Genomic DNA, 19,317 nt, shown 5'->3' with positions numbered 1-19,317 from the left:
TAAAGGACTATGAAAATAAGCTTTTCTTCTTTACATCCTTTTGTGAATTTTTTCTATTATATTGGGGTGATGATACTATGTATGATGTGTCTTCATCCTCTTTTTTTAATTGGAGCGATTGTACTAATAGTAACCATAAATATAGTACAAGGGAATGGCGAGAAAATAAAAAAGATGCTGCCGAGTACTATTGTATTCTTTTTAATGGTAATTTTATTTAATTCTTTATTAACACATAGAGGAGCGACTACGTTATTTCGTTTAGGAGATAGCCGGATTAAGCTTGAAGCATGTATGTATGGACTTGTTATGGGATTATTATTAGTTGCGGTAATGTTTACTTTTGCATCTTATAACGATATTATTTCAAGTCATAAATTTTTATATTTGTTTTCAAGAATTTCACCGAAAGTTGCACTATTAACGATGATTACAGTACGATTTGTTCCTTTATTTATTAGGCGATTAAAGAAAATTACACTCGTTCAAAAAACGAAAGGTGTACAATTAGATTCAGGTTCACTCATTGAGCGTATAAAAAATGGGATGAAGTTACTGCAAGTATTGTTAGTTTGTTCGTTAGAAGACGCACTACAAACGGCTGATTCTATGCAAGCTCGCGGATTTGGTGTAACGAAGCGTACGACGTATATTCGATATAGAATGGAAAGACGTGACTGGTCTACGTTGAGTTATTTAGTTTTTCTAATAATAACTTCATTCATATGTAGTTATTACGGCGGAGGCAAATTGATCATTTATCCGAAAGTGGAATCAATACTATTCCAGCAATACGATGGAATTATGTTTTTGTTATTTATGATGTTTATTAGCTTACCGCTTGTAATGGAAGGAAGGGAATGGATATGGTGGCGCATGCAGAAATAAAGAATTTATCATTTGTATATGCTGATGAAAATGAAGAAGCGTTACAGCACATTTCTCTTTCTGTTCAAAAAGGAGAATTTATCGTACTTGCTGGCGGTTCAGGTTCTGGGAAGACAACTTTATTAAAACATTTCAAAAAGGAGTTACTTCCAATTGGCACGCGTTCTGGACATACATATTATGATGGTGCTTTATTAGAAAATGTACCAGATTTATTATCTGCACAAGAAATTGGTATGGTATTTCAAAATCCAGAAAATCAGCTCGTAATGGATACAGTGATTCAAGAACTAGCATTTTCTTTAGAAAATATCGGATTACCATCACATATTATTCAAAAAAGAATAGCGGAGCTCATTAGTTTTTTAGGGTTTCAAGATTTGTTACACCAATCTGTCCATACTTTATCTGGTGGGCAAAAACAACTAGTAAATTTGGCTGCGGTGTTAGTCATGCAGCCGAAGCTATTATTACTGGACGAACCGACAGCACAACTAGATCCGATTGCTGCGAAAGAGTTTTTAGGATTGTTAAAGCGTATTAATGAAGAACTTGGAATTACGATTATTTTAAGTGAACATCGTTTAGATGAAGTGATGCCGCTAGCAACTCGTGTCGTTTGTATGGATAACGGAAGAATCATTTATGATGGTACGCCTAAAAGTGTGATAGCGAAAATGTGGGAAGTAGAAAAATTTCGTCCATTCATTCCGCAAATTCCAAGATTGTTCTTAGAGTGGAATGTGAAAGATATTCCGTTTACAGTGCGAGAAGCACAAATGAAAATGAATGATTTTATGGCGATACCATATATGAATCAGCAAGTGGAACAAAGTGAGAAGCAAGAAGTAATTTTAAGTGCAGAACATATATCTTTTCAATATGAAAAAAATAGTCCAATCATTTTGCGAGATTTGACAGTGAATATCGAAAAAGGAAAATGGACAGCTCTCGTCGGAAAAAATGGTACCGGGAAGTCTACACTGTTAACGATTTTAGCAGGATTACAAAAAGTTAGAAGAGGGAAAGTAAAGTGGAGTGGAAAAGTGATACATAAAATCGATTCGAAAGAACGATTTAAAAGTATAGGATACGTATCACAACATCCGTACTATCATTTCACATTTGATACAGTGTGGGAAGAGGTTTATGAGCGTGCTCGTGAATTATATGGCGAAGAGGGAAAAGCAATAGCAGAAGAAATGTTAAAGAAATTTTGGCTAGATTCGCTTATCGATCGGCATCCGCATGATTGTAGCGGGGGAGAGCAACAACTACTTGCATTATGTACAACGTTATTATCAAAGCCAACTTTATTATTACTTGATGAGCCAACGAAAGGCCTGGATCCATGGAAGAAAGAAAGAGTAGGAGAGCTATTTAAGCAGTTGCAAAAAGAAGGTACAACGATTGTGATGGCAACGCATGATATTGAATTTGCAGCAAAATATGTAGATCAATGTATGATGTTATTTGATGGGAAAGTCATTATGAATGATGCACCGAAAGAGTTCTTTAGTGGCAATTTCTTTTATACAACATCTATTAATCGATTCATTCGAAAAAAGTTGCCATTTGCATTAACGTGGGAGGATGTGTACGAAGCGTGTCCAAACGATATGTCGCATTTATAATATTTATTTTTGCTGTTGTAATATGTACACTACTCTTTACGACTCTTATTATGGATGGCTATTACATGGTAAGTAGTTTGTTTTTATTAGCTGTCATTATGTTACCTTTCTATGTCCGCTTTGAACGGAAAGCGTTTGTTTCACGTGAAATTGTTATCGTTGCCGTGTTAGCAGCAATCGCAGCGGTTAGTCGAGTGCCATTTTCGATTTTACCGAGTGTACAACCGACTTCCTTTGTCATTATCGTTTCTGCAATTGTTTTTGGGAGTGAAACTGGCTTTATGATTGGTGCAACAGCGGCCATTGTATCTAATATTTTTTTAGGACAAGGTCCGTGGACACCGTGGCAAATGTTTTCGTGGGGAATGATTGGATTTATAGCTGGACTATTGCGCAACACATTTTTAATGAAAAAGCTTTGGGGAAGGCTCATATATGGCTTTGTCGTTGGATTCGTTTTTGGATGGATTATGAATTTCTGGGGGCTTCTTGGTTTTATACGAGAAGCAACGTGGGAAACGGTTATTGCCTACTATGTCGCAAGTTTTTCATTCGATCTTAGTCATGCGATATCGAATGTTATTTTCCTACTGTTATTCAGTACTTCATGGATTACAATCCTCACAAGATTTAAAAATAAATATGGTATATTAGATGAGCATAAGGTGACATAGAAAAGCATACTCATATAAGGTAGGGTCGCGACTTACATATTCGTTTGCCTCTTTCATGCTTCTTACAAATTGTAAGAAGCATTTTTTTATCCCGTAAACGCCCGATTGGTGCGGGCTAATAATCAGTGGGGAACGAACAAAACCCCCACTGATTAAAGTTTCACTTTATTGTAAAAGTGTCAAAGAATAGATTTAATATATCTTCGTTTTTATATGAAGTTATTTGTATAATAATAGGTGAGAATTATTTTCAAAAGGGAGGTGTATATTTAATGAAGTTAGTTATTCCGAAGCAGCATGGAGCATGGGCGATGCTTGTCATTCCATTTCTATTAAGTGTATTACTTGGCAAACCTACTTTTTATCATATTCCATTGTTTTTAGCTTGGTTTTTTATCTATTTAGCTACGTATCCATTTCTCATGTACATAAAGCAAAGAAGAAAAAAAGAGTTTCTACACGCTGCAATTGTATATTTTATTTGCGCATTCGTATTTGGGATGATTTCTTTATTATATGAATGGCGAATTCTTTTATTCGTAGTATTACTGATTCCTTTGTTTATTGTAAACATGTATTACGCTCGTCAAAAAAATGAAAGAGCATTACTAAATGACATTTGCGCGATTGTTGTGTTTTGTATAGGTGGCTTAATCAGTTATTATTTCTCAATGAAATTTATTGATAGAACAGCAGTATTCATTGCGCTTATTTCATTCTTATATTTTTTAGGAAGCACGTTTTACGTGAAAACAATGATTCGTGAAAAAAATAATCCGAAGTATCGTTATATATCTTGGGGATATCATATTGTATTAACGGTAATCGTATTTGCTATAAATCCATGGTGTTCTCTCATATTCGTACCAAGTGTCATTCGAGCAATTATGTTGTATGGTAAAAAGATTTCTATATTAAAAGTAGGGATTTTGGAAATTGTTAATTCTGTATATTTTTTAATAATAACGGCAATAATGATGAAGTATGCCATTTGAAAAAAACTTCCCATCTTTTGATGGGAAGTTTTCATTCTTGTTCTAAAATATGAACAGTATAATCACATCTTTGTAATGCTTCTTCTACAGCATAAAGGGATTGTTCAATACGTGCGCGATTACTTTCTTTTTCAACAGTTTGTAATGCATCTTCTAAACAATGCTTCGCTTCTTGTAACGAATGAAATGAATCTTGTACGTATCCACGGGCGTTCTTTTGCAACGTAGTAACCTCCTTTTGTACATCTGTTTGTAGTATGAACAATAAAGAAGAAAATATAATTTATTTGACAATTACAATAAAGATACGTATAGTTAAATTCAAAGTGAATATTTTCTTATCCAGAGAGGTGGAGGGACTGGCCCGATGAAACCCAGCAACCGCGATGCAGGTGCTAATTCCAGCAGAACATATTTGTTCTGGGAGATAAGACGAAGATATATACGTAACTTCTTCTTATCGGAGAGGTTTTTTTGTTGCAAAAAAACCGATTACGAAAATACATAATAAGAAGAAAGGGGTTGCGAAGTACTGTGACACTCGAAAAATACGTAAAACTGCGTAATGCAGTTTATGAATATATGATAGAGCAAGATAAGCCAATATCATTGTTAGATATTCAAGAACATATCGTTTCGCATCATGAAGGAAAATTCACGAAAAAAATGTTACATCAATTTTATTTATCAAGGCTATTAGATGAACTGAAACTGGATGGGAAAATTACTTTAGCTTCTGATGAATATCTCTATGCTGAAAAAGGGGTATTTTATAAAGCGAGAAAAGGGAGCTAAGCTCTCTTTTTTTCTTGAAATAACGAAGTATGTAGAGTAAAAGACTGCTAAAGCAGCCTGATACAAGGGAATGGTGTTGAGTGTGTAGTGTCAAAAATTGAATGTACCTGAAAGAGGCACTTCATATCGGCTACAAATAAAAATAGACACCTTCGCCGAATAGGTGTCAGTTGTTTTGTCACGTAGACTTGCTACTTGACAGTAATTAGAATAACACGCAGGGTTTTGGAAGTCAAAAGGGAATTAAAGGAAGAGGTGCTGTTATGTATGCTTATTTATTAAAAGATATAACGAAATGGATTCCAAAGTACATTATAGATAGAGGCTATGAATATTATGAAGAAGGACATGTAGAAGATGTTGAAATACACGACAAGAAAGTATTTGCTTTCGTTACTGGAAATGCAGGGAATTATGAAGTGATTATTGATCTTGAAGATTTTACAGAAAGTAGCTGCGAGTGTCCTTATGAAAATTATTGCAAGCATATGGCAGCGGTTGTTTATGAAATTCAAGGTGCTGGTGAGAGTACAGTTAAAGAACAACTAACAGGTTTAGAAAAAGAAGAGTTACTAACAGTGTTAAATCGTTTATTACAAAGTTCGAAAAATGTGCAAATTGTAGAGAAGATGTTAAAGAAAGGGAAGATTTAACTGTAGAAGGGAGTTACTTTGTAGTGAATGTATTAATTATATACGCTCACCCTAGTCCTTCAAGTTTTAATGCATCGATTTTGGAGCATGTTCAAAAAGGACTGCAAGAAACAAATCATTCTGTTACACTACTCGATTTATTTAAGGAACAATTCGATCCAGTACTTGTATTTAATGAGGAGAAGAAAAGACGTGATTTACTACATGAAGAAGAGACGAAGCGATATAGGGAATTAGTGCAGAAGGCCGATACGCTTCTATTCATATATCCGATATGGTGGTGGGGCATGCCTGCTATTTTAAAAGGATTTATCAATCGTATTTTTGTAGCTGGATTTGCTTATAAATATGAGGGGGCATTACCGAAAGGTTTATTTAAAGGAAAGAAGGCGTGGGTTATTAACACGTTAGACTCACCGTTATGGTACGTGGCACTATTATATCGATCAGCGGATTGGATTATGATGAAAAGAGGAGTTTTACGCTTTTGTGGCATTCGTAATATAAAGCGTTCTGTTTTTCAATCTGTGAAAACGAGTAAAGTAACGAAGCGTGAAAGATGGCTGTTACAAATAGAAGGAGAGGCTCGTAAATTATGAATGAAATCGATCGTATTATAAAGTGTTGTAATTATGAGGACGAACTTTTTCGTACGTATATTAAGTGTTTAGTTCAATTGAAGAAATGCAGCGAAACGTTTAAACAAATTCAGCTGCAAGTAAGAAATGATTTTTTAATAAGAGGGATTTGTGAAAGAGAAGTTGATGAGGTGATAAGGGGAAGTAAAGAATATGAGAAATATTTTCTTCCTAAAGTGTTGCAGTGGAATTTCTTAAAGGACAATCCTCATATGCTTGAAAAAGTGTGCGAAGATTTGTTTGCATATGAAGTGTTAAATCATACAGAGATAGTGTGGAGAAAGATAATAAATTGTATAGAAAGCGAATAATTTATCATATAAAAAAGCTAGTATAAAACTAGCTTTTCGAGTAATTAATTATTTAAATGAAAAGGAAACATAGGCTTATAATTACGCCGGCATAAAGTAAATTAACAACACAAAATCCCATAATATCACGAGCTCCTAAACCAGCTATCGCCAATGCTGGTAACGCCCAGAAAGGTTGAATTAAATTCGTCCAAGCATCGCCCCATGCGATTGCCATCGCTGTTTTTGCAGCGGGTACACCAAGCTCAGCGCCAGCTGGAATCATGATTGGCGCTTGCACTGCCCATTGACCGCCTCCAGATGGAACGAAAATATTAACAATTCCAGCACTTAAAAATGTAAAGAGCGGGAATGTGTTTTCATTTGAAATGCTAATAAAGAAAGTAGAAATAGCTCCTCCAAGTGAAAGACCTTCACTATTCACTCCAATCATCATCCCCATAATTCCTGCGTAGAACGGAAACTGAAGTAAAATACCAGAAGCGCTTTTTGTTGAGTCAGAAAAAGCACGAATATATTGAATCGGAGTACGGTGGAAAATAAGTCCCGCAATTAATAACATAAAAATAACGATATCAAGTGTAAGGTTAAAGCCTTTCGTACTAAAATAGTTAAAAATATAAATAAGACCTAATAATCCGATGCAAAGTGTAATGACAATACTATTCTCCATTTTTTCAGCGAATGTGTTTTGCTCTACTTCTTGAGCAGCAGCTTCTTCATGAAACACACTTGGATCTACTGTAATCGTATGTTTTTCATCTGGATGCATTGCTTTATTAATGAGAGGCATCGTAATTAAAAAGATAATAACTGGAACGAGAGCGTATGGTGAGAATAACGTTTCTGTTATTGGAATCGCTTCTTTAATACTTCCAGCTGTCGTTTTGATTAACGTTTCGCCACCAGTTGCTAACGTAAGAGGGATAGAGGCAGAAAGACCTGCATGCCAAATGAGAAATCCGGAGTAAGAAGAAGCGATTGCTAGTCTATAATCAAGTCCGTCTAACTGTCTTGCGACTTCCTTTGCATATAAAACAGATACAACAATGCCAAATCCCCAGTTTATATATGCTCCTAGTAAACTAATAATAGAAATGGCAATAATACCTTGGCCATTTGTTTTGGGTAGTTTCGCCGCTTTCGTTAATCCTTTTTTAATAAGAGGAGCGTTTGCTAAAGCAGATCCTGTCACGAGTACAAGAGCCATTTGCATAGAAAAGGCAAGTAAGCCCCAAATACCATTACCCCAGTGAGTAATCATTTCAACTGGTGTTTGATGTGTTGCAAACATGCCGAAGAAGATAACGAAAACCGTCAATAAACAGGATAAAATAAACGGTTCTGGTAAGAAGCGTTGCACTAAGGCGACGCAACCATTTGTAAAGGAACGAAACAAAATAAATCAACCTCCTTATGTATATTTATTACAATATTCGAGGGTGTTTGAGTAATAACCTTTAATATATATAGAAAATTCAGAAGTTTTAGATGATTGTCGTAATTTATTGATAGATCAATATTCTATGTAGAAACGTTATTTCATTTTGCGTTGAAGTATTTCAAAGGAGGGTAAAGCCACATGCCCATCAAATAAAGAATTTTGTAAGAACCTCAAAATTTGTTGTTCCGCCAAAGTGCTCGATTGCGGAAGATAATAAACATCTTTAACATAATGCAACCACCTGTTTCAAACATTTGCTACTCGTAGGTTACATCATTCTACTTTTCGATTCTTACGAACTTTTATAATCTATAGTAAAAATAAAATTAGAGGAGTTGAAATCATGGAATTCTATAAAAAGCTAAAAGAAGAACGCTTAAAGCATAACTTATCCCAAGAAGAACTGGCTCTTAAATTAAACATAAGTAGACAATCAGTTTCTAAATGGGAGCTTGAAAAAGGTTATCCAAATATTGAAACACTTATTACATTAAGTGATTTATTCAATATTAGCATTGATGAATTAATTAAAGGAGATGATTTCTTGAAAGATAAAATCATCAAAGAAGGAAAAATGGGTGAATTAAAAATGACAGATCAATTCAAATGGTTATATGTACTGAGTTTAATTTTAGTAGTATTTTGGCTTTTTGTACTTCCTTGGTCCAATCCATCAGGTCTAACATTAAGCATAATTAATCTCATAGCTGTTATTTACTTTGTAATTGTCGTTAACTACATCAAAAATAACAAGAAAAAATTTTTTAATTAAACTTTAAAATTAAAGCCGACAGCAATCGGGGAGATGAATAGTATCTGATTGCTGTCGGCTTTAGTAAATTCATACTTAATCACAATTTTGGATACGCAAACCTTTGAAATGACGGCTGTACCCCATGCCCATCAAGTTAAAATCTCATATCACCCAGAGAACGAAAAGTTTGTGCATTTTACTCGTATTTATTGTTTGGGGATAACTCGTTCTTTTAGCTTGATGGCGATGCGTCAGCACTCCATGAAGAAAAGACACCCTTATATGGTGTCTTTTCCGATAGTTTTTTTAGCAGAAGCAAGCAGCTCCAACTATGATTAATAAAATAAATAATACAACTAATAAAGCAAATCCTCCAGAAAAGCCGCAGCCACAACTACCACCAAATCCCATAATAGTTCCTCCTTTAGATAAGAGGGGAAAACTAGGGTTCACTCATGTTTTTTAATGGATTCACTTTACTTTATGTTTTTACGCGTTAATTGAGCAGGTCCTTTTGAAAATAAAGAAAAGACACTCGTATATGAGTGTCTTCCCCTGACTTTTTTAATTAAACATTTTTCTTTTGATCCTGTTGAATTGCTTTTGTATCAGTTGTTGGTTTTATAAGTATGGACGATGAATTATTTATTACTTTTCTTTGACTTTTTCCGCTAATCTAAGTTTCACTTTATTAAAAAGAGAGGATCAATTGGTACTGCTTGTTATTTGACTATTACTTTTCCATCCATTCCTTTCAGGTAGTGGAACCGACAGATTAGTTCATATGTACCGGGAGTTTCAGGTTTTATGGTAATGGTTTTTTCTTTTCCTGACGGGACTTCGGCGTCGATTCCGAGCTTTTTCACCGTAAAGGTGTGATCTCTATTTCCTTTGTTTTTCAATAGTAAAGTTGTCGTCTTTCCAACCGGAACAGTGATGACATTCGGATTAAAGTAATCATCATTCAATTCGACCTCAATAGGCTGTGTTACAACGTCGGATTCGGCAAATAAACGGAGTGATCCTAAAGTAGTCATAACTACAATCATCGCAAGTGAAATGATCAATACAGTTAATTTCTTTTTCACAGACATTCGCAATCCCTCCTTTCCTAAGTACTAGTGTTTTCAAATTTATAAAATATTATCAATATTAATGGGGGGTTGGCGTGTTTCGAATAGTAATTCTTTCAGCATCTCCTAATAACGAAATGATAACTGGAATAGGATTGGTGTAAATAAAACACTCCAATAAGAAGAAAGCTTCCACTATTGTGAAAGCTTCTCTAAATGATTTGCGATATCAACATACATATTTGAATAAATCGAATGTATTTCATTACTTGGCGTAGCATTAGAAGAGAAGTGGACGATCACCATATTTGCTTTCGGGTCGATGTAAAGTGTTTGTCCGTAACTGCCTAACACTTCGAAAGCACCTTGTTCATTGTGGGGAATCCACCACTGATTATGATAAGAAATAGAAGCACCACGGTCAATTGCGAGTTCACCTTCTTGTACATTTTTCAAACTTTCTGTTATAGAAGAAGGGATGATTTGTTTGCCGTTATATTGACCGTTATTTAATAGTAGTTGACCGAACTTGGCCATATCTCTAGCAGTTGCATTTAAACCAGCGCTTGCTTGTTCTACTTTTGTTTCATCTGTAACGTAATAAGCGTTTTCTTCCATACCTATTTGAGACCAAATTCGTTCGCTTACATTTTCAGCTAACGATTTACCAGTGATTGTTCGAATAATCCAAGCGAGTGTTTCTGTTGATCCGTTATTGTAAGAAAAAGCTGAACCAGGCGGTGCGGTTTCTTCTGCTTCTAGTAACATATCATAAATTTTCATAGGACCGTTGTAGTTTTTACCTCGGGGTAAAATATTACTAGCTAAATATAGTTGTGCATCTTGATTTTCTAGTCCAGGCTGTACATATCCGTGCGTAGGGTATTCTACAGAAACTTGCATATCCATTAATTGCTGAAGTGTTGCTTTGCCGAACGGTGTATTTTTTAATTCTTTTATGTAAGTATCAGCCGTTTTCTCTACATCAATACGATTTTCTTCAGCGAGAGATTGTATGATTGCACCAGTAAACATCTTTGCTAACGATGCCATTCCATGAGGTTCGCTCCCGTTATAACCATTGAAATATCGTTCATAAACAAGTTGTCCATTATGTACAACGACAAAAGCATCTGATTTATTTTCGTCTAAAAGCTTCTTTAGAGGGATCGTATTTCCAAATCCGCGTTCAACTGCAAAATTGTCTAAGTTTTGTAACGCAGTAGGGAAGTGAGCAATTTGGTCAGGATTGTTTTTTACTTCATTAATTAAAGTGAATTCTTTCATATGTGTATACGACCAACGTAAGTAAGGGTCATTTAACCAGTTTTCTTTCGTGACATTATCTTTAGTTGGAGTCGTTTTATTATGTTTGAAGAAAGTAAACCCAAGCCCTGTAACTACGAATAGTAATACTAATAGCAATAATAGCAGGGGAGATTTCTTTATATTCATGTATGTACCTCCTTTTGTTTCTATTATAAGTATACGCTCGTCTTGAAAGAAATACAAAATAAGGAAAGTAAACGGGGAAGTTTACTTTCCTTATTAACGTTACGCGGATATTTGTCCGTCTGTACGTTGCTTTTTGAATTTTTGTTTTCGTCCGTGTAATCCATAATAAAGAAGTAAAGTGAACGCAACGATAATAGCTGCGATAAAATACATATTATGATAACTTGATTTGGCAGCGACTATACCTAAAATGAAAGAACCCAAGCCGATACCACTATCAAAGAACGAGAAGTAAGTAGCTGTCGCAGAACCACGTCGATGGTTTGGAGCGGCAGAAATTGCAATCGTTTGGAAACTTGGAATTAATGTTCCGTAACCTAAACCGATTAACATACCTGCGCCAAGGAACCAAAATGAAGTTTGCGCTTGGCTTAAAATGAACATTCCAATTGTGAAAATAATAATAGCTGGATAAATAAGTACATTTTCACCGAAACGATCAAAGATTTTTCCTGTGAATGGACGAGAAATTACAACAACAAGTGCGTATAAAATAAAGAAGTAACTAGCAACTTCTCCTAAACCGAGCTCTTTCGCATAAATAGGAATAAAGGATAAAATACCACTATAAGAAAAGGCTAAAACAAATCCTGTCAGAGCAATCGGAATAGAGGATGGTTCAATTAAGTCTTTCCATTTCATTTTTTCGCGTTTGTGTTTACTTACTGGTTTTTCATGTGGAATATTTACTACTAATCCTAATAAAAATGCGAGTAATGAAAATACCGAACAAACAATAAATAGTGCAGTAAATGAAAAATGAGAAATAATTGTTAAACCTAAAAAAGGACCAATTACCATCGGCAGACTCATGAATACGCCGTAATAAGCAAGTGCTTCACCGCGTCTATGAGCGGGTGCAACATCAGTTACAATGGTTCCAGTTGCTGTCGTTGCCATTCCGAAGCCAATACCATGTAAGAAGCGAAGGGCAAGTAATAAAAATAAACTTTGCGCTCCGAAATACATAACAGTAGCGGCTAAAAATAATGAAAGAGAAATAAATAGTATTTTCTTTCGTCCTAAATCATCAAGCCATTTTCCTGTGAATGGTCTGCATAAAACAGATGAAATAAGGAAAACAGTTGCGACTAAGCCAATTTCCTCAGGTTTTCCTTTTAGGCCGTCTATAACATAGACAGGCAGAGTAGTCATAAGCATGTAAAACGTTAAAAAGAGAAACAGACTACTAAAACAAGTTCCGAGGAAATCCTTCGTCCAAAGTCTCTCACTTTGCATCGTCATCCCTCCATATTAATGATCTAAATTTTTGATAATTTGTTGTAACAATTGAAATGCTTGATGTAAGTCTTCTTCTTTAATACCTTCTAGCGTTTTTTCTTCAAAGGCATCAACTTCTTCTTGCCATACTGGGATCATTTCTATTGCTGTTTCCGATAAGGAAATGAGCTTCTCACGGCGATCTTTTCCTTCTGTACGAATAATCCAGCCCATCGTTTCCATACGTGTTAACGTGCGAGTCATCGTTGGGGATTCAACATTTAAATACTGGCATAATTCTGTTTGGGTACAAGATCCAGTTTGATTAATGCGGAAAATAACAGCCCATTGTGCACTAAATAATCCAGTTGGAGATACACGTTCATTAAATTTCTTCGTAAATTTACGAGAAGTTTGACTGACAATGTGAAAAAAATGTTGTTTTTCGTCCATGTAGTTTGATCCTTTCAAATTAGTTACCTAGCTAACTATATACTTTTTTATAATAATTGTCTAGTAATAGACATGTTGTTTTATGTAAAAATTTCGTATAGATTTTATATTGAGAACATACATTCTACATGGTATCCTTGAAATAAGTAAATAATTTTCTTTCTATTAAAAGAATGGGGGGACTTGTGATGATTAAGCCTGCAACGATGGAGTTTGTTTCATTATCGAATGGAGAAACGATTGCATATCAAGAGGTTGGAAGGCAAAATAAAGAAATACTTGTACTCATTCATGGGAATATGACATCGTCACAACATTGGGATTTAGTTATTGAGCAACTTCAAGATCAATATCATATTTACGCAATTGATTTAAGAGGATTTGGACAATCAACGTATAATAAGTCGATAGATTCATTACAAGACTTTGCAGAAGATGTGAAACTATTTACAGATCAATTAAAGCTAGAGACATTTTCATTAATGGGATGGTCAATGGGCGGCGGTGTTGCGATGGAGTTTACAGCGAGTCACCCAACTTTTGTAGAAAAACTAATTTTAGTAGAATCGGTAGGAATGAAAGGATATCCAATCTTTAAAAAAGATATTAATGGGCAACCAATTGTATCGAGTTTATTAAAAACGAAAGAAGAAATCGCGCAAGATCCAGTACAAATCATACCAGTTGTAGATGCGATAAAAAATATGAATAAAGTATATTACCGTACAGTATGGAATCTATTAATATATACACATAATCAACCTGAATCAGAGCGTTATGAAAAGTATTTAGATGATATGTTAACGCAGCGCAATTTCGTTGATGTAAATTATTCGTTAGTTACATTTAATATTTCAGATGAACAGAATGGTGTTGTACAAGGAAATGGGCGTATTCATCGTATTCAAGTTCCAACACTCGTTATACAAGGTGACCGCGATTATGTTGTCCCGCAAGTAGTTGGCGAGGAATTGGCAAAACATTTGCCAAACGCGAAATTGACGATATTAGAAGATTGCGGACATTCACCGTTTATTGATTGTTTAGATGTATTTATACAACATGTGGAGAATTGGTTGGAAAATTAAAAAATAGGTATGGCAAAGAAGTTAGATAAAACATATCTAACTTCTTTCTTATTATATAATAAAACGTTTATAATGAGTGTGGTGAATTGGAAAAGGGAGAGGTTAGGGATGTCAATACGATTTACATTTTGGATTATGGTTGGGATTGTAGCAATTTCCGGTTTATCACAAGGAATGTTACTACCTGCGATTGCCATGATATTCGAACAAGAAGGAGTCGGATCGAGCGTTAATGGTATTCATGCGACGGCATTATACATTGGGATATTATTTATTTCACCGTTTCTTGAAAAACCGATGCAAAGGTTTGGAATGAAACCAATTATTGTAATTGGTGGTTTTCTCGTTATTATTTCATTATTCTTTTTTACACAAACATTTTCATTTTGGGTATGGTTTATTCTTAGATTCCTAGTTGGCGTTGGAGATCATATGCTTCATGTCGGAACACAAACTTGGATTACGACAACGTCAGATCCGAGTAAAATAGGTAGGCAAGTATCGATATACGGTGTATTCTTCGGAATTGGTTTTGCAGTTGGCCCGTATTTAGCAAGCACTGTTCAGTACGGTCTAGCAACACCATTTATTGTATCTACTATACTTTGCTTAATAGGATGGCTTTTACTACTACCAACGAAAAATGCATTTCCAGCACAAGATGAAACGAAAGCTGAAAGTGAATCATCATTTTCTCGTTATAAACAAGTCGTTGGATTAGCTTGGATTGCATTAATCGGTCCGCTCGCATACGGTGTGCTTGAAGCGATGCTAAATAGTAACTTACCAGTATACGCACTTCGTAAAGGATGGTCTGTATCAGATGTTTCCTTCTTATTACCAGCATTCGCAGTTGGGGGCATTATTACACAAATTCCGCTCGGCATGTTAAGTGATAAATACGGAAGAGACCGTATTTTAACGTGGACATTTAGCATAAGCACCGGCATTTTCTTACTCGCAGCAGTATTTGATCAATATTATTGGATTGTCTTTGCATGTATGCTTATAGCAGGTATGGTCATTGGATCATGTTTCTCATTAGGTCTTGGATTTATGACCGATTTATTACCGAGACACTTACTACCAGCAGGTAATATATTATGCGGAATCGCCTTTAGTATAGGAAGTATTATGGGGCCTGTATTAGGAGGCGTATTTATAGAAAAAATACAGTATACAAGCTTTTTTATTGCGGTTATGATTATAATGGGAATTCTCGCACTGTTATATATTATTCACATGAAAAATCAATTCGCATCAAGAAAAATAGAAAGTAGGTTAGGGCATGACAAAACAACCTAATAAGAAAAAATTTGAAGTACTAGAAAACGAAACAATTACAGATTGCTTAGCACGTATGGAACAAGAAGGATATGCACCTTCTCGTCGTATGGAAGAGCCAATCTTTCATGAAGTGAAGAAAGACGGGAAAACAGAAGTTGAACCGTGCGGTAGAAAAATTGTTTTTGAGGGGAAATTGAAGTAATACGAATTACAGATTTTCTGTTTTGGTATTGAATAAGCCATCCAATTCTTTGTGAGTTGGATGGCTTGTTTTTTTACAATTGATCAGTGAAGGAAAAGACATTTTCTGGGAAGAACGAAAAGACATTGGTTGTTCTAGCCTCGTTAACATCTTTATCAATTGTACGATAGAGATAACGCCACTTCCTTTTTCATTTCTCCTAATTGGCTTCTTTATATGAATCGCAGAAAATATTGCTACTTTTTTCGGAAATTGGTAAAATAAGTTCTTGGGTCTTACTTGTTGTTATCAGTATAATGATTGTCGCTCAACTTAAAGAAATTAGTTACAAAGATTCCACAATATATAAGGGGGTACGGCAACGATTCCCTCTTTTTGGAGCCACTCACAAAAGTAAAGCAAGAGAGGAGGCTATATGAACTATTCTCCTCTCTTGTTTAGATTAACCAGCTACTACAATTGGAACAGGTATATCAAATTCAATATCTGGAGGATGCTGATTAGAATCTAGTCGACATCCTGGTGGATAATGTTTTTCTAGCAATCTATCAATTCTGATGGAATCGATAGATTGTTAGAAAATGGAAAATGATTATCCGCATATTCCGAAGCAGATGTAACAGAGTGTCCTTCCATAATTAAGTGTAAAACCAAAATACGCTGTTTTAAAAAGTTATTTGTTAGAACTGGTTATAAGTAATAAAACAGAAAAGAGGATCACATGTTAGATAATTTACAGAGAAGTGAAAAATTTTTTTTATTATGTCTTATTTTTTTAGTGCTTTTAACCGCTTGCGGTAATACAGATGTTAAGCCATCTAAAGCTTCAATAGCACCGGCTCAATCAAATACAGATAAATTATTAAAAGCGCCAAATTGGGTAGATAAAAGTCCTATTCAACAGTCTCCTAATTTTATTGAAGATAAAAAAGTAAAATCGGTTGTGAATTTAATAGCAACGGGTGATAATTTATATCATGACGCAGTAATTACAGATGGCAAACAAAAAGACGGTTCATATGATTATCACTATATTTATGAAAATATAAAAGGTGCTGTTCAATCAAGTGATCTTGCTATAGTGAACCAGGAGACTCCAATTGCAGGAAATAATCTAAAAGTACAGGGATATCCTACTTTCAATACACCTGAAGAAGTAGGTCAATCTTTAGTGGATACTGGATTCAATATAGTGACTCAAGCGACAAATCATGTTATGGATATGGGTATCAAAGGTGTTATGAATACAAGAGAATACTGGAAGAAATATCCGGATGTTATCCCGGTAGGCATTAATGAGAGTCAAAACGAACGTAATGAAATAAAAACGATTACAAAAAATGGTATTCGTTTTGCGCTACTTAATTATACATATGGTACGAATGGAATTAAAATTCCAGCTGATAAGTCTTGGGCATTAAATTTAATTGATAAAAAAGCGATACAAAATGATGTGGAAAAGGCAAAGAATAGCTCTGATATGGTGATTGTTATGGTGCATTGGGGAGTTGAATATACCTCTACACCTTCAAAGCAACAAAAAGAAGTTGCTCAATATTTAACAGATTTAGGTGTAGATGTAGTAATTGGAAATCATCCACATGTAATTCAACCAATTGAGTGGAAACAAAATAAAGATGGACATCAAACGCTAATCTATTATTCTCTTGGAAATCTTATTTCTGCTCAAGAAAAATTAGAAACATTGGTTGGAGGACTATCTTATATACAATTCGTCAAGTATGAAGATAAAACTTTTGGTATACGACAAGCGGCAGTCGTACCGATAGTAACCGACTATGCTGATGGTAAGAAACATTTTAAAATTCAATTTTTAAAAGATTATTCGGATGAAAATTCTAAAAATCATGGGATTAAAGAATTTGTCGGCCCCGTTTCTTTGAAGGATTTCAAGGATATTCCTAGAGATGTGTTGGGAAATTGGTATAAAGACTAATAAACAAAAAGGGAATGAGATACAATTAAAAAATTTATAATTTTAGCATTGGTATTGGCATTGGGATGGAGCCTTGCTGCTTGTAGTGGAAAACAAACATCTCAGGAAACTACTAATCATAACGATAAAAATAAAGTTGAGATAAATGCGAATAAAAAAGATGTTTTACCTATTTCTGATCTTAATGATTGGAGAATTATTCTTGTAAATAGAGAACAAATGTTATCAAAGGAACTAGGGATTGAATTAACAAGTATCACCCAAAATGCTAAGCCAAATATGAAAATAGATAGCAGAATTGCAACTAGCTATCAGGATATGGTAACAGCTGCAAAAAAAGAGGGGATCAATCTTTATTTAAGGTCAGGTTATCGAGCTATAAAATTACAACAAACTTATTATGATGCGTCAGTTAAAAGCTATAAATCTCAAGGTTTGTCGGATACAGAGGCTAGTGCTAAGGCATTGGAATATCTTCAGTATCCTGGCGCAAGTGAACATCATACTGGATTAGCGTTAGACATTATTTCAGTTGAATGGCAGAATACTGTAGAAGACTTAAATGCAAAATTTGAAACTACCGATGCATTCAAATGGTTAGATAAGCATGCTGCAGAGTATGGGTTTATTCTCCGCTATCCAAAAGATAAAGAGGATATTACTGGCATTAAGTATGAGCCATGGCACTATCGTTATGTAGGAAAAGAAGTTGCTATGTATCTAAAAGAAAAGGGATTAACTTTAGAAGAATATTGCGAAAAAATTAAGTCCGACAAATAAAAATACAATTTGATTTTATTAAAAAGCCAGTGGACATTATTCCCTTCCTCAAAGGAAATAAATTATGCACTGCTACCGGAAAAGGCGGATCTGGAGGATGTGTTAACCTTCCTCCTAGTATTGCAAAAACTGCGTATGATAATTTAAGCACGTATGAACCGGGTTATCGTGTACTAGTAAATAGCAACCTCATGTGAAGCGATGTATGTATCAAGAACTTAAATTTATCATTTCCCGACAGAAAACTCCCACCTCAAGGAATGGGTAGGACATGGTCCAATGAGTAGGTGGGAGCTGAATGGCGGTTAGGCAAAAGCCTAAAGGTTCTTCTTGGTGAAGAATCAGTATAAGGTACTGGTATCGTAATCAGTTCGTTCCTATAGAAAGAAAATGTTGCAGCTCCGAGGCATTTTTACATCTACGAAATTGTTTCATTGTAAAAGCTCTTTCATTTGTATATTTTTTTGAAAGGGACAGAGGACTTTCGACAAAAAAGAAGAAATGATACGTGATCAGTATTTTTTTGCTACATCATGATATCGTTCTCATACATATCATGAAAAAGATTGTAAACAAATAAAAAAAGGAAGTGAGGTGAAAAGCGGTGCTTACCCATAAAGCGTATCAGTTTCGGATCTATCCTAGTTTAGAACAAAAAATAGTTATTACGAAAACAATTGGTTGTTCACGTTTTGTATTTAACTATTTTTTGGAAAAGTGGAATGATAGATATAAAGAAACAGGAAAAGGGTTATCCTATGGCACTTGTTCTTCGCAATTACCTACTCTCAAAAAAGAATTTGTATGGCTAAAAGAAGTGGACAGTATCGCTCTTCAATCTTCTCTTCACAACCTTGCTGACTCGTATGCAAGATTCTTCAAAAAACAAAACACAGCTCCTCGGTTTAAATCGAAAAACAATAAAGTCCAATCCTATACAACGAAACATACAAAC

22 protein-coding genes, 1 pseudogene and 1 riboswitch are annotated in these 19,317 nt (G+C 34.8%); of the genes and pseudogenes, 16 read left to right on the top strand and 7 right to left on the bottom strand.

Features of this window, described 5'->3' with window-relative positions; all coding sequences use genetic code 11:
• The first annotated feature begins 9 nt into the window (after positions 1-9).
• The 4 genes from BAU28_RS15385 to BAU28_RS15370 all read left to right on the top strand — a co-directional run bounded on the left by BAU28_RS15385 (position 10) and on the right by BAU28_RS15370 (position 4,191).
• On the top strand, positions 10-888 hold the full coding sequence (locus BAU28_RS15385; protein ID WP_071719028.1) for an energy-coupling factor transporter transmembrane component T: 879 nt from the start codon (positions 10-12) through the stop codon (positions 886-888).
• A complete protein-coding gene (locus BAU28_RS15380) occupies positions 861-2,522 on the top strand; it encodes an ABC transporter ATP-binding protein (RefSeq protein WP_071719027.1) in 1,662 nt (553 codons plus the stop codon). The genes BAU28_RS15385 and BAU28_RS15380 overlap by 28 nt, the downstream gene beginning before the upstream one ends.
• Positions 2,495-3,196, top strand: coding sequence for an ECF transporter S component (locus BAU28_RS15375; protein ID WP_071719026.1), 702 nt, complete (start codon positions 2,495-2,497; stop codon positions 3,194-3,196). Before BAU28_RS15380 ends, BAU28_RS15375 begins: the two co-directional genes overlap by 28 nt.
• A gap of 272 nt (positions 3,197-3,468) precedes the next feature.
• A complete protein-coding gene (locus BAU28_RS15370; protein WP_002172661.1) occupies positions 3,469-4,191 on the top strand; it encodes a YwiC-like family protein in 723 nt (240 codons plus the stop codon).
• Between the two features lie 31 nt (positions 4,192-4,222).
• On the opposite strand, the gene BAU28_RS15365 is transcribed toward BAU28_RS15370, so the two are convergent.
• On the bottom strand, positions 4,223-4,414 hold the full coding sequence (locus BAU28_RS15365) for a hypothetical protein (RefSeq protein ID WP_002172660.1): 192 nt from the start codon (positions 4,412-4,414) through the stop codon (positions 4,223-4,225).
• Between the two features lie 112 nt (positions 4,415-4,526).
• A riboswitch (SAM riboswitch) is annotated at positions 4,527-4,625 on the top strand.
• Between the two features lie 40 nt (positions 4,626-4,665).
• Here BAU28_RS15365 and BAU28_RS15360 point away from each other — a divergent pair.
• The 4 genes from BAU28_RS15360 to BAU28_RS15345 all read left to right on the top strand — a co-directional run bounded on the left by BAU28_RS15360 (position 4,666) and on the right by BAU28_RS15345 (position 6,588).
• Entirely contained in the window at positions 4,666-4,986 is a 321-nt protein-coding gene (locus BAU28_RS15360) for a hypothetical protein (protein ID WP_002172659.1), read from the top strand.
• 263 nt (positions 4,987-5,249) lie between these two features.
• The gene (locus tag BAU28_RS15355) at positions 5,250-5,639 is read left to right on the top strand and encodes an SWIM zinc finger family protein (RefSeq protein ID WP_071719025.1); all 390 of its coding nucleotides are present in this window, start codon (positions 5,250-5,252) and stop codon (positions 5,637-5,639) included.
• A 23-nt stretch (positions 5,640-5,662) separates the two neighbouring features.
• Positions 5,663-6,238: an NAD(P)H-dependent oxidoreductase gene (locus BAU28_RS15350; protein ID WP_071719024.1), complete on the top strand. Its 576-nt coding sequence runs from the start codon at positions 5,663-5,665 to the stop codon at positions 6,236-6,238.
• Positions 6,235-6,588, top strand: a complete 354-nt coding sequence (locus BAU28_RS15345) for a group-specific protein (protein ID WP_071719023.1) — start codon at positions 6,235-6,237, stop codon at positions 6,586-6,588. Before BAU28_RS15350 ends, BAU28_RS15345 begins: the two co-directional genes overlap by 4 nt.
• A gap of 52 nt (positions 6,589-6,640) precedes the next feature.
• On the opposite strand, the gene BAU28_RS15340 is transcribed toward BAU28_RS15345, so the two are convergent.
• A complete protein-coding gene (locus tag BAU28_RS15340; protein WP_048373104.1) occupies positions 6,641-7,987 on the bottom strand; it encodes a short-chain fatty acid transporter in 1,347 nt (448 codons plus the stop codon).
• Positions 7,988-8,375: 388 nt separating this feature from the next.
• Here BAU28_RS15340 and BAU28_RS15335 point away from each other — a divergent pair, with 388 nt between their 5' ends.
• Complete coding sequence (locus tag BAU28_RS15335) at positions 8,376-8,804, top strand: helix-turn-helix domain-containing protein (RefSeq protein WP_071719022.1); 429 nt, start codon at positions 8,376-8,378, stop codon at positions 8,802-8,804.
• Between the two features lie 288 nt (positions 8,805-9,092).
• On the opposite strand, the gene BAU28_RS15330 is transcribed toward BAU28_RS15335, so the two are convergent.
• The 5 genes from BAU28_RS15330 to BAU28_RS15310 all read right to left on the bottom strand — a co-directional run bounded on the left by BAU28_RS15330 (position 9,093) and on the right by BAU28_RS15310 (position 13,048).
• On the bottom strand, positions 9,093-9,197 hold the full coding sequence (locus BAU28_RS15330; RefSeq protein WP_081806744.1) for a YjcZ family sporulation protein: 105 nt from the start codon (positions 9,195-9,197) through the stop codon (positions 9,093-9,095).
• Positions 9,198-9,508: 311 nt separating this feature from the next.
• Positions 9,509-9,880, bottom strand: coding sequence for a cupredoxin domain-containing protein (locus tag BAU28_RS15325; RefSeq protein WP_002172651.1), 372 nt, complete (start codon positions 9,878-9,880; stop codon positions 9,509-9,511).
• A gap of 174 nt (positions 9,881-10,054) precedes the next feature.
• Complete coding sequence (locus tag BAU28_RS15320; protein WP_071719020.1) at positions 10,055-11,314, bottom strand: serine hydrolase domain-containing protein; 1,260 nt, start codon at positions 11,312-11,314, stop codon at positions 10,055-10,057.
• A gap of 99 nt (positions 11,315-11,413) precedes the next feature.
• The gene (locus BAU28_RS15315) at positions 11,414-12,613 is read right to left on the bottom strand and encodes an MFS transporter (protein WP_071719019.1); all 1,200 of its coding nucleotides are present in this window, start codon (positions 12,611-12,613) and stop codon (positions 11,414-11,416) included.
• 15 nt (positions 12,614-12,628) lie between these two features.
• The gene (locus tag BAU28_RS15310) at positions 12,629-13,048 is read right to left on the bottom strand and encodes a MarR family winged helix-turn-helix transcriptional regulator (RefSeq protein ID WP_002172648.1); all 420 of its coding nucleotides are present in this window, start codon (positions 13,046-13,048) and stop codon (positions 12,629-12,631) included.
• Between the two features lie 188 nt (positions 13,049-13,236).
• On the opposite strand from BAU28_RS15310, the gene phaZ reads away from it, so the two are divergent.
• The 7 genes and pseudogenes from phaZ to BAU28_RS15275 all read left to right on the top strand — a co-directional run.
• Positions 13,237-14,136, top strand: coding sequence for an intracellular short-chain-length polyhydroxyalkanoate depolymerase (gene phaZ / locus BAU28_RS15305; RefSeq protein ID WP_071719018.1), 900 nt, complete (start codon positions 13,237-13,239; stop codon positions 14,134-14,136).
• 108 nt (positions 14,137-14,244) lie between these two features.
• A complete protein-coding gene (locus BAU28_RS15300) occupies positions 14,245-15,441 on the top strand; it encodes an MFS transporter (protein ID WP_025148639.1) in 1,197 nt (398 codons plus the stop codon).
• Positions 15,425-15,625 carry an NETI motif-containing protein gene (locus BAU28_RS15295; protein ID WP_000166302.1) on the top strand — a complete coding sequence of 67 codons (201 nt, stop codon included), beginning with the start codon at positions 15,425-15,427 and terminating at the stop codon, positions 15,623-15,625. Before BAU28_RS15300 ends, BAU28_RS15295 begins: the two co-directional genes overlap by 17 nt.
• 178 nt (positions 15,626-15,803) lie before the next feature.
• A pseudogene (locus BAU28_RS30925) lies at positions 15,804-16,044 on the top strand (hypothetical protein); the annotation flags it as partial.
• A gap of 302 nt (positions 16,045-16,346) precedes the next feature.
• Positions 16,347-17,582 (top strand): CapA family protein, encoded by a 1,236-nt coding sequence (locus BAU28_RS15285; RefSeq protein ID WP_071719016.1) that lies wholly within the window; start codon positions 16,347-16,349, stop codon positions 17,580-17,582.
• A 48-nt stretch (positions 17,583-17,630) separates the two neighbouring features.
• Entirely contained in the window at positions 17,631-18,362 is a 732-nt protein-coding gene (locus BAU28_RS15280; protein ID WP_083594742.1) for a M15 family metallopeptidase, read from the top strand.
• Positions 18,363-18,966: 604 nt separating this feature from the next.
• Positions 18,967-19,317: helix-turn-helix domain-containing protein (locus BAU28_RS15275; protein ID WP_165615167.1), on the top strand; the 351-nt coding region annotated here is incomplete at its 3' end.

The sequence above is a fragment of the Bacillus paramycoides genome, from assembly GCF_001884235.1.
In the GTDB taxonomy this organism is placed as follows: domain Bacteria; phylum Bacillota; class Bacilli; order Bacillales; family Bacillaceae_G; genus Bacillus_A; species Bacillus_A paramycoides.
The sequence above is the reverse complement of the archived record's forward strand: the minus strand, read 5'-3'. Positions and strand labels throughout refer to the sequence as shown.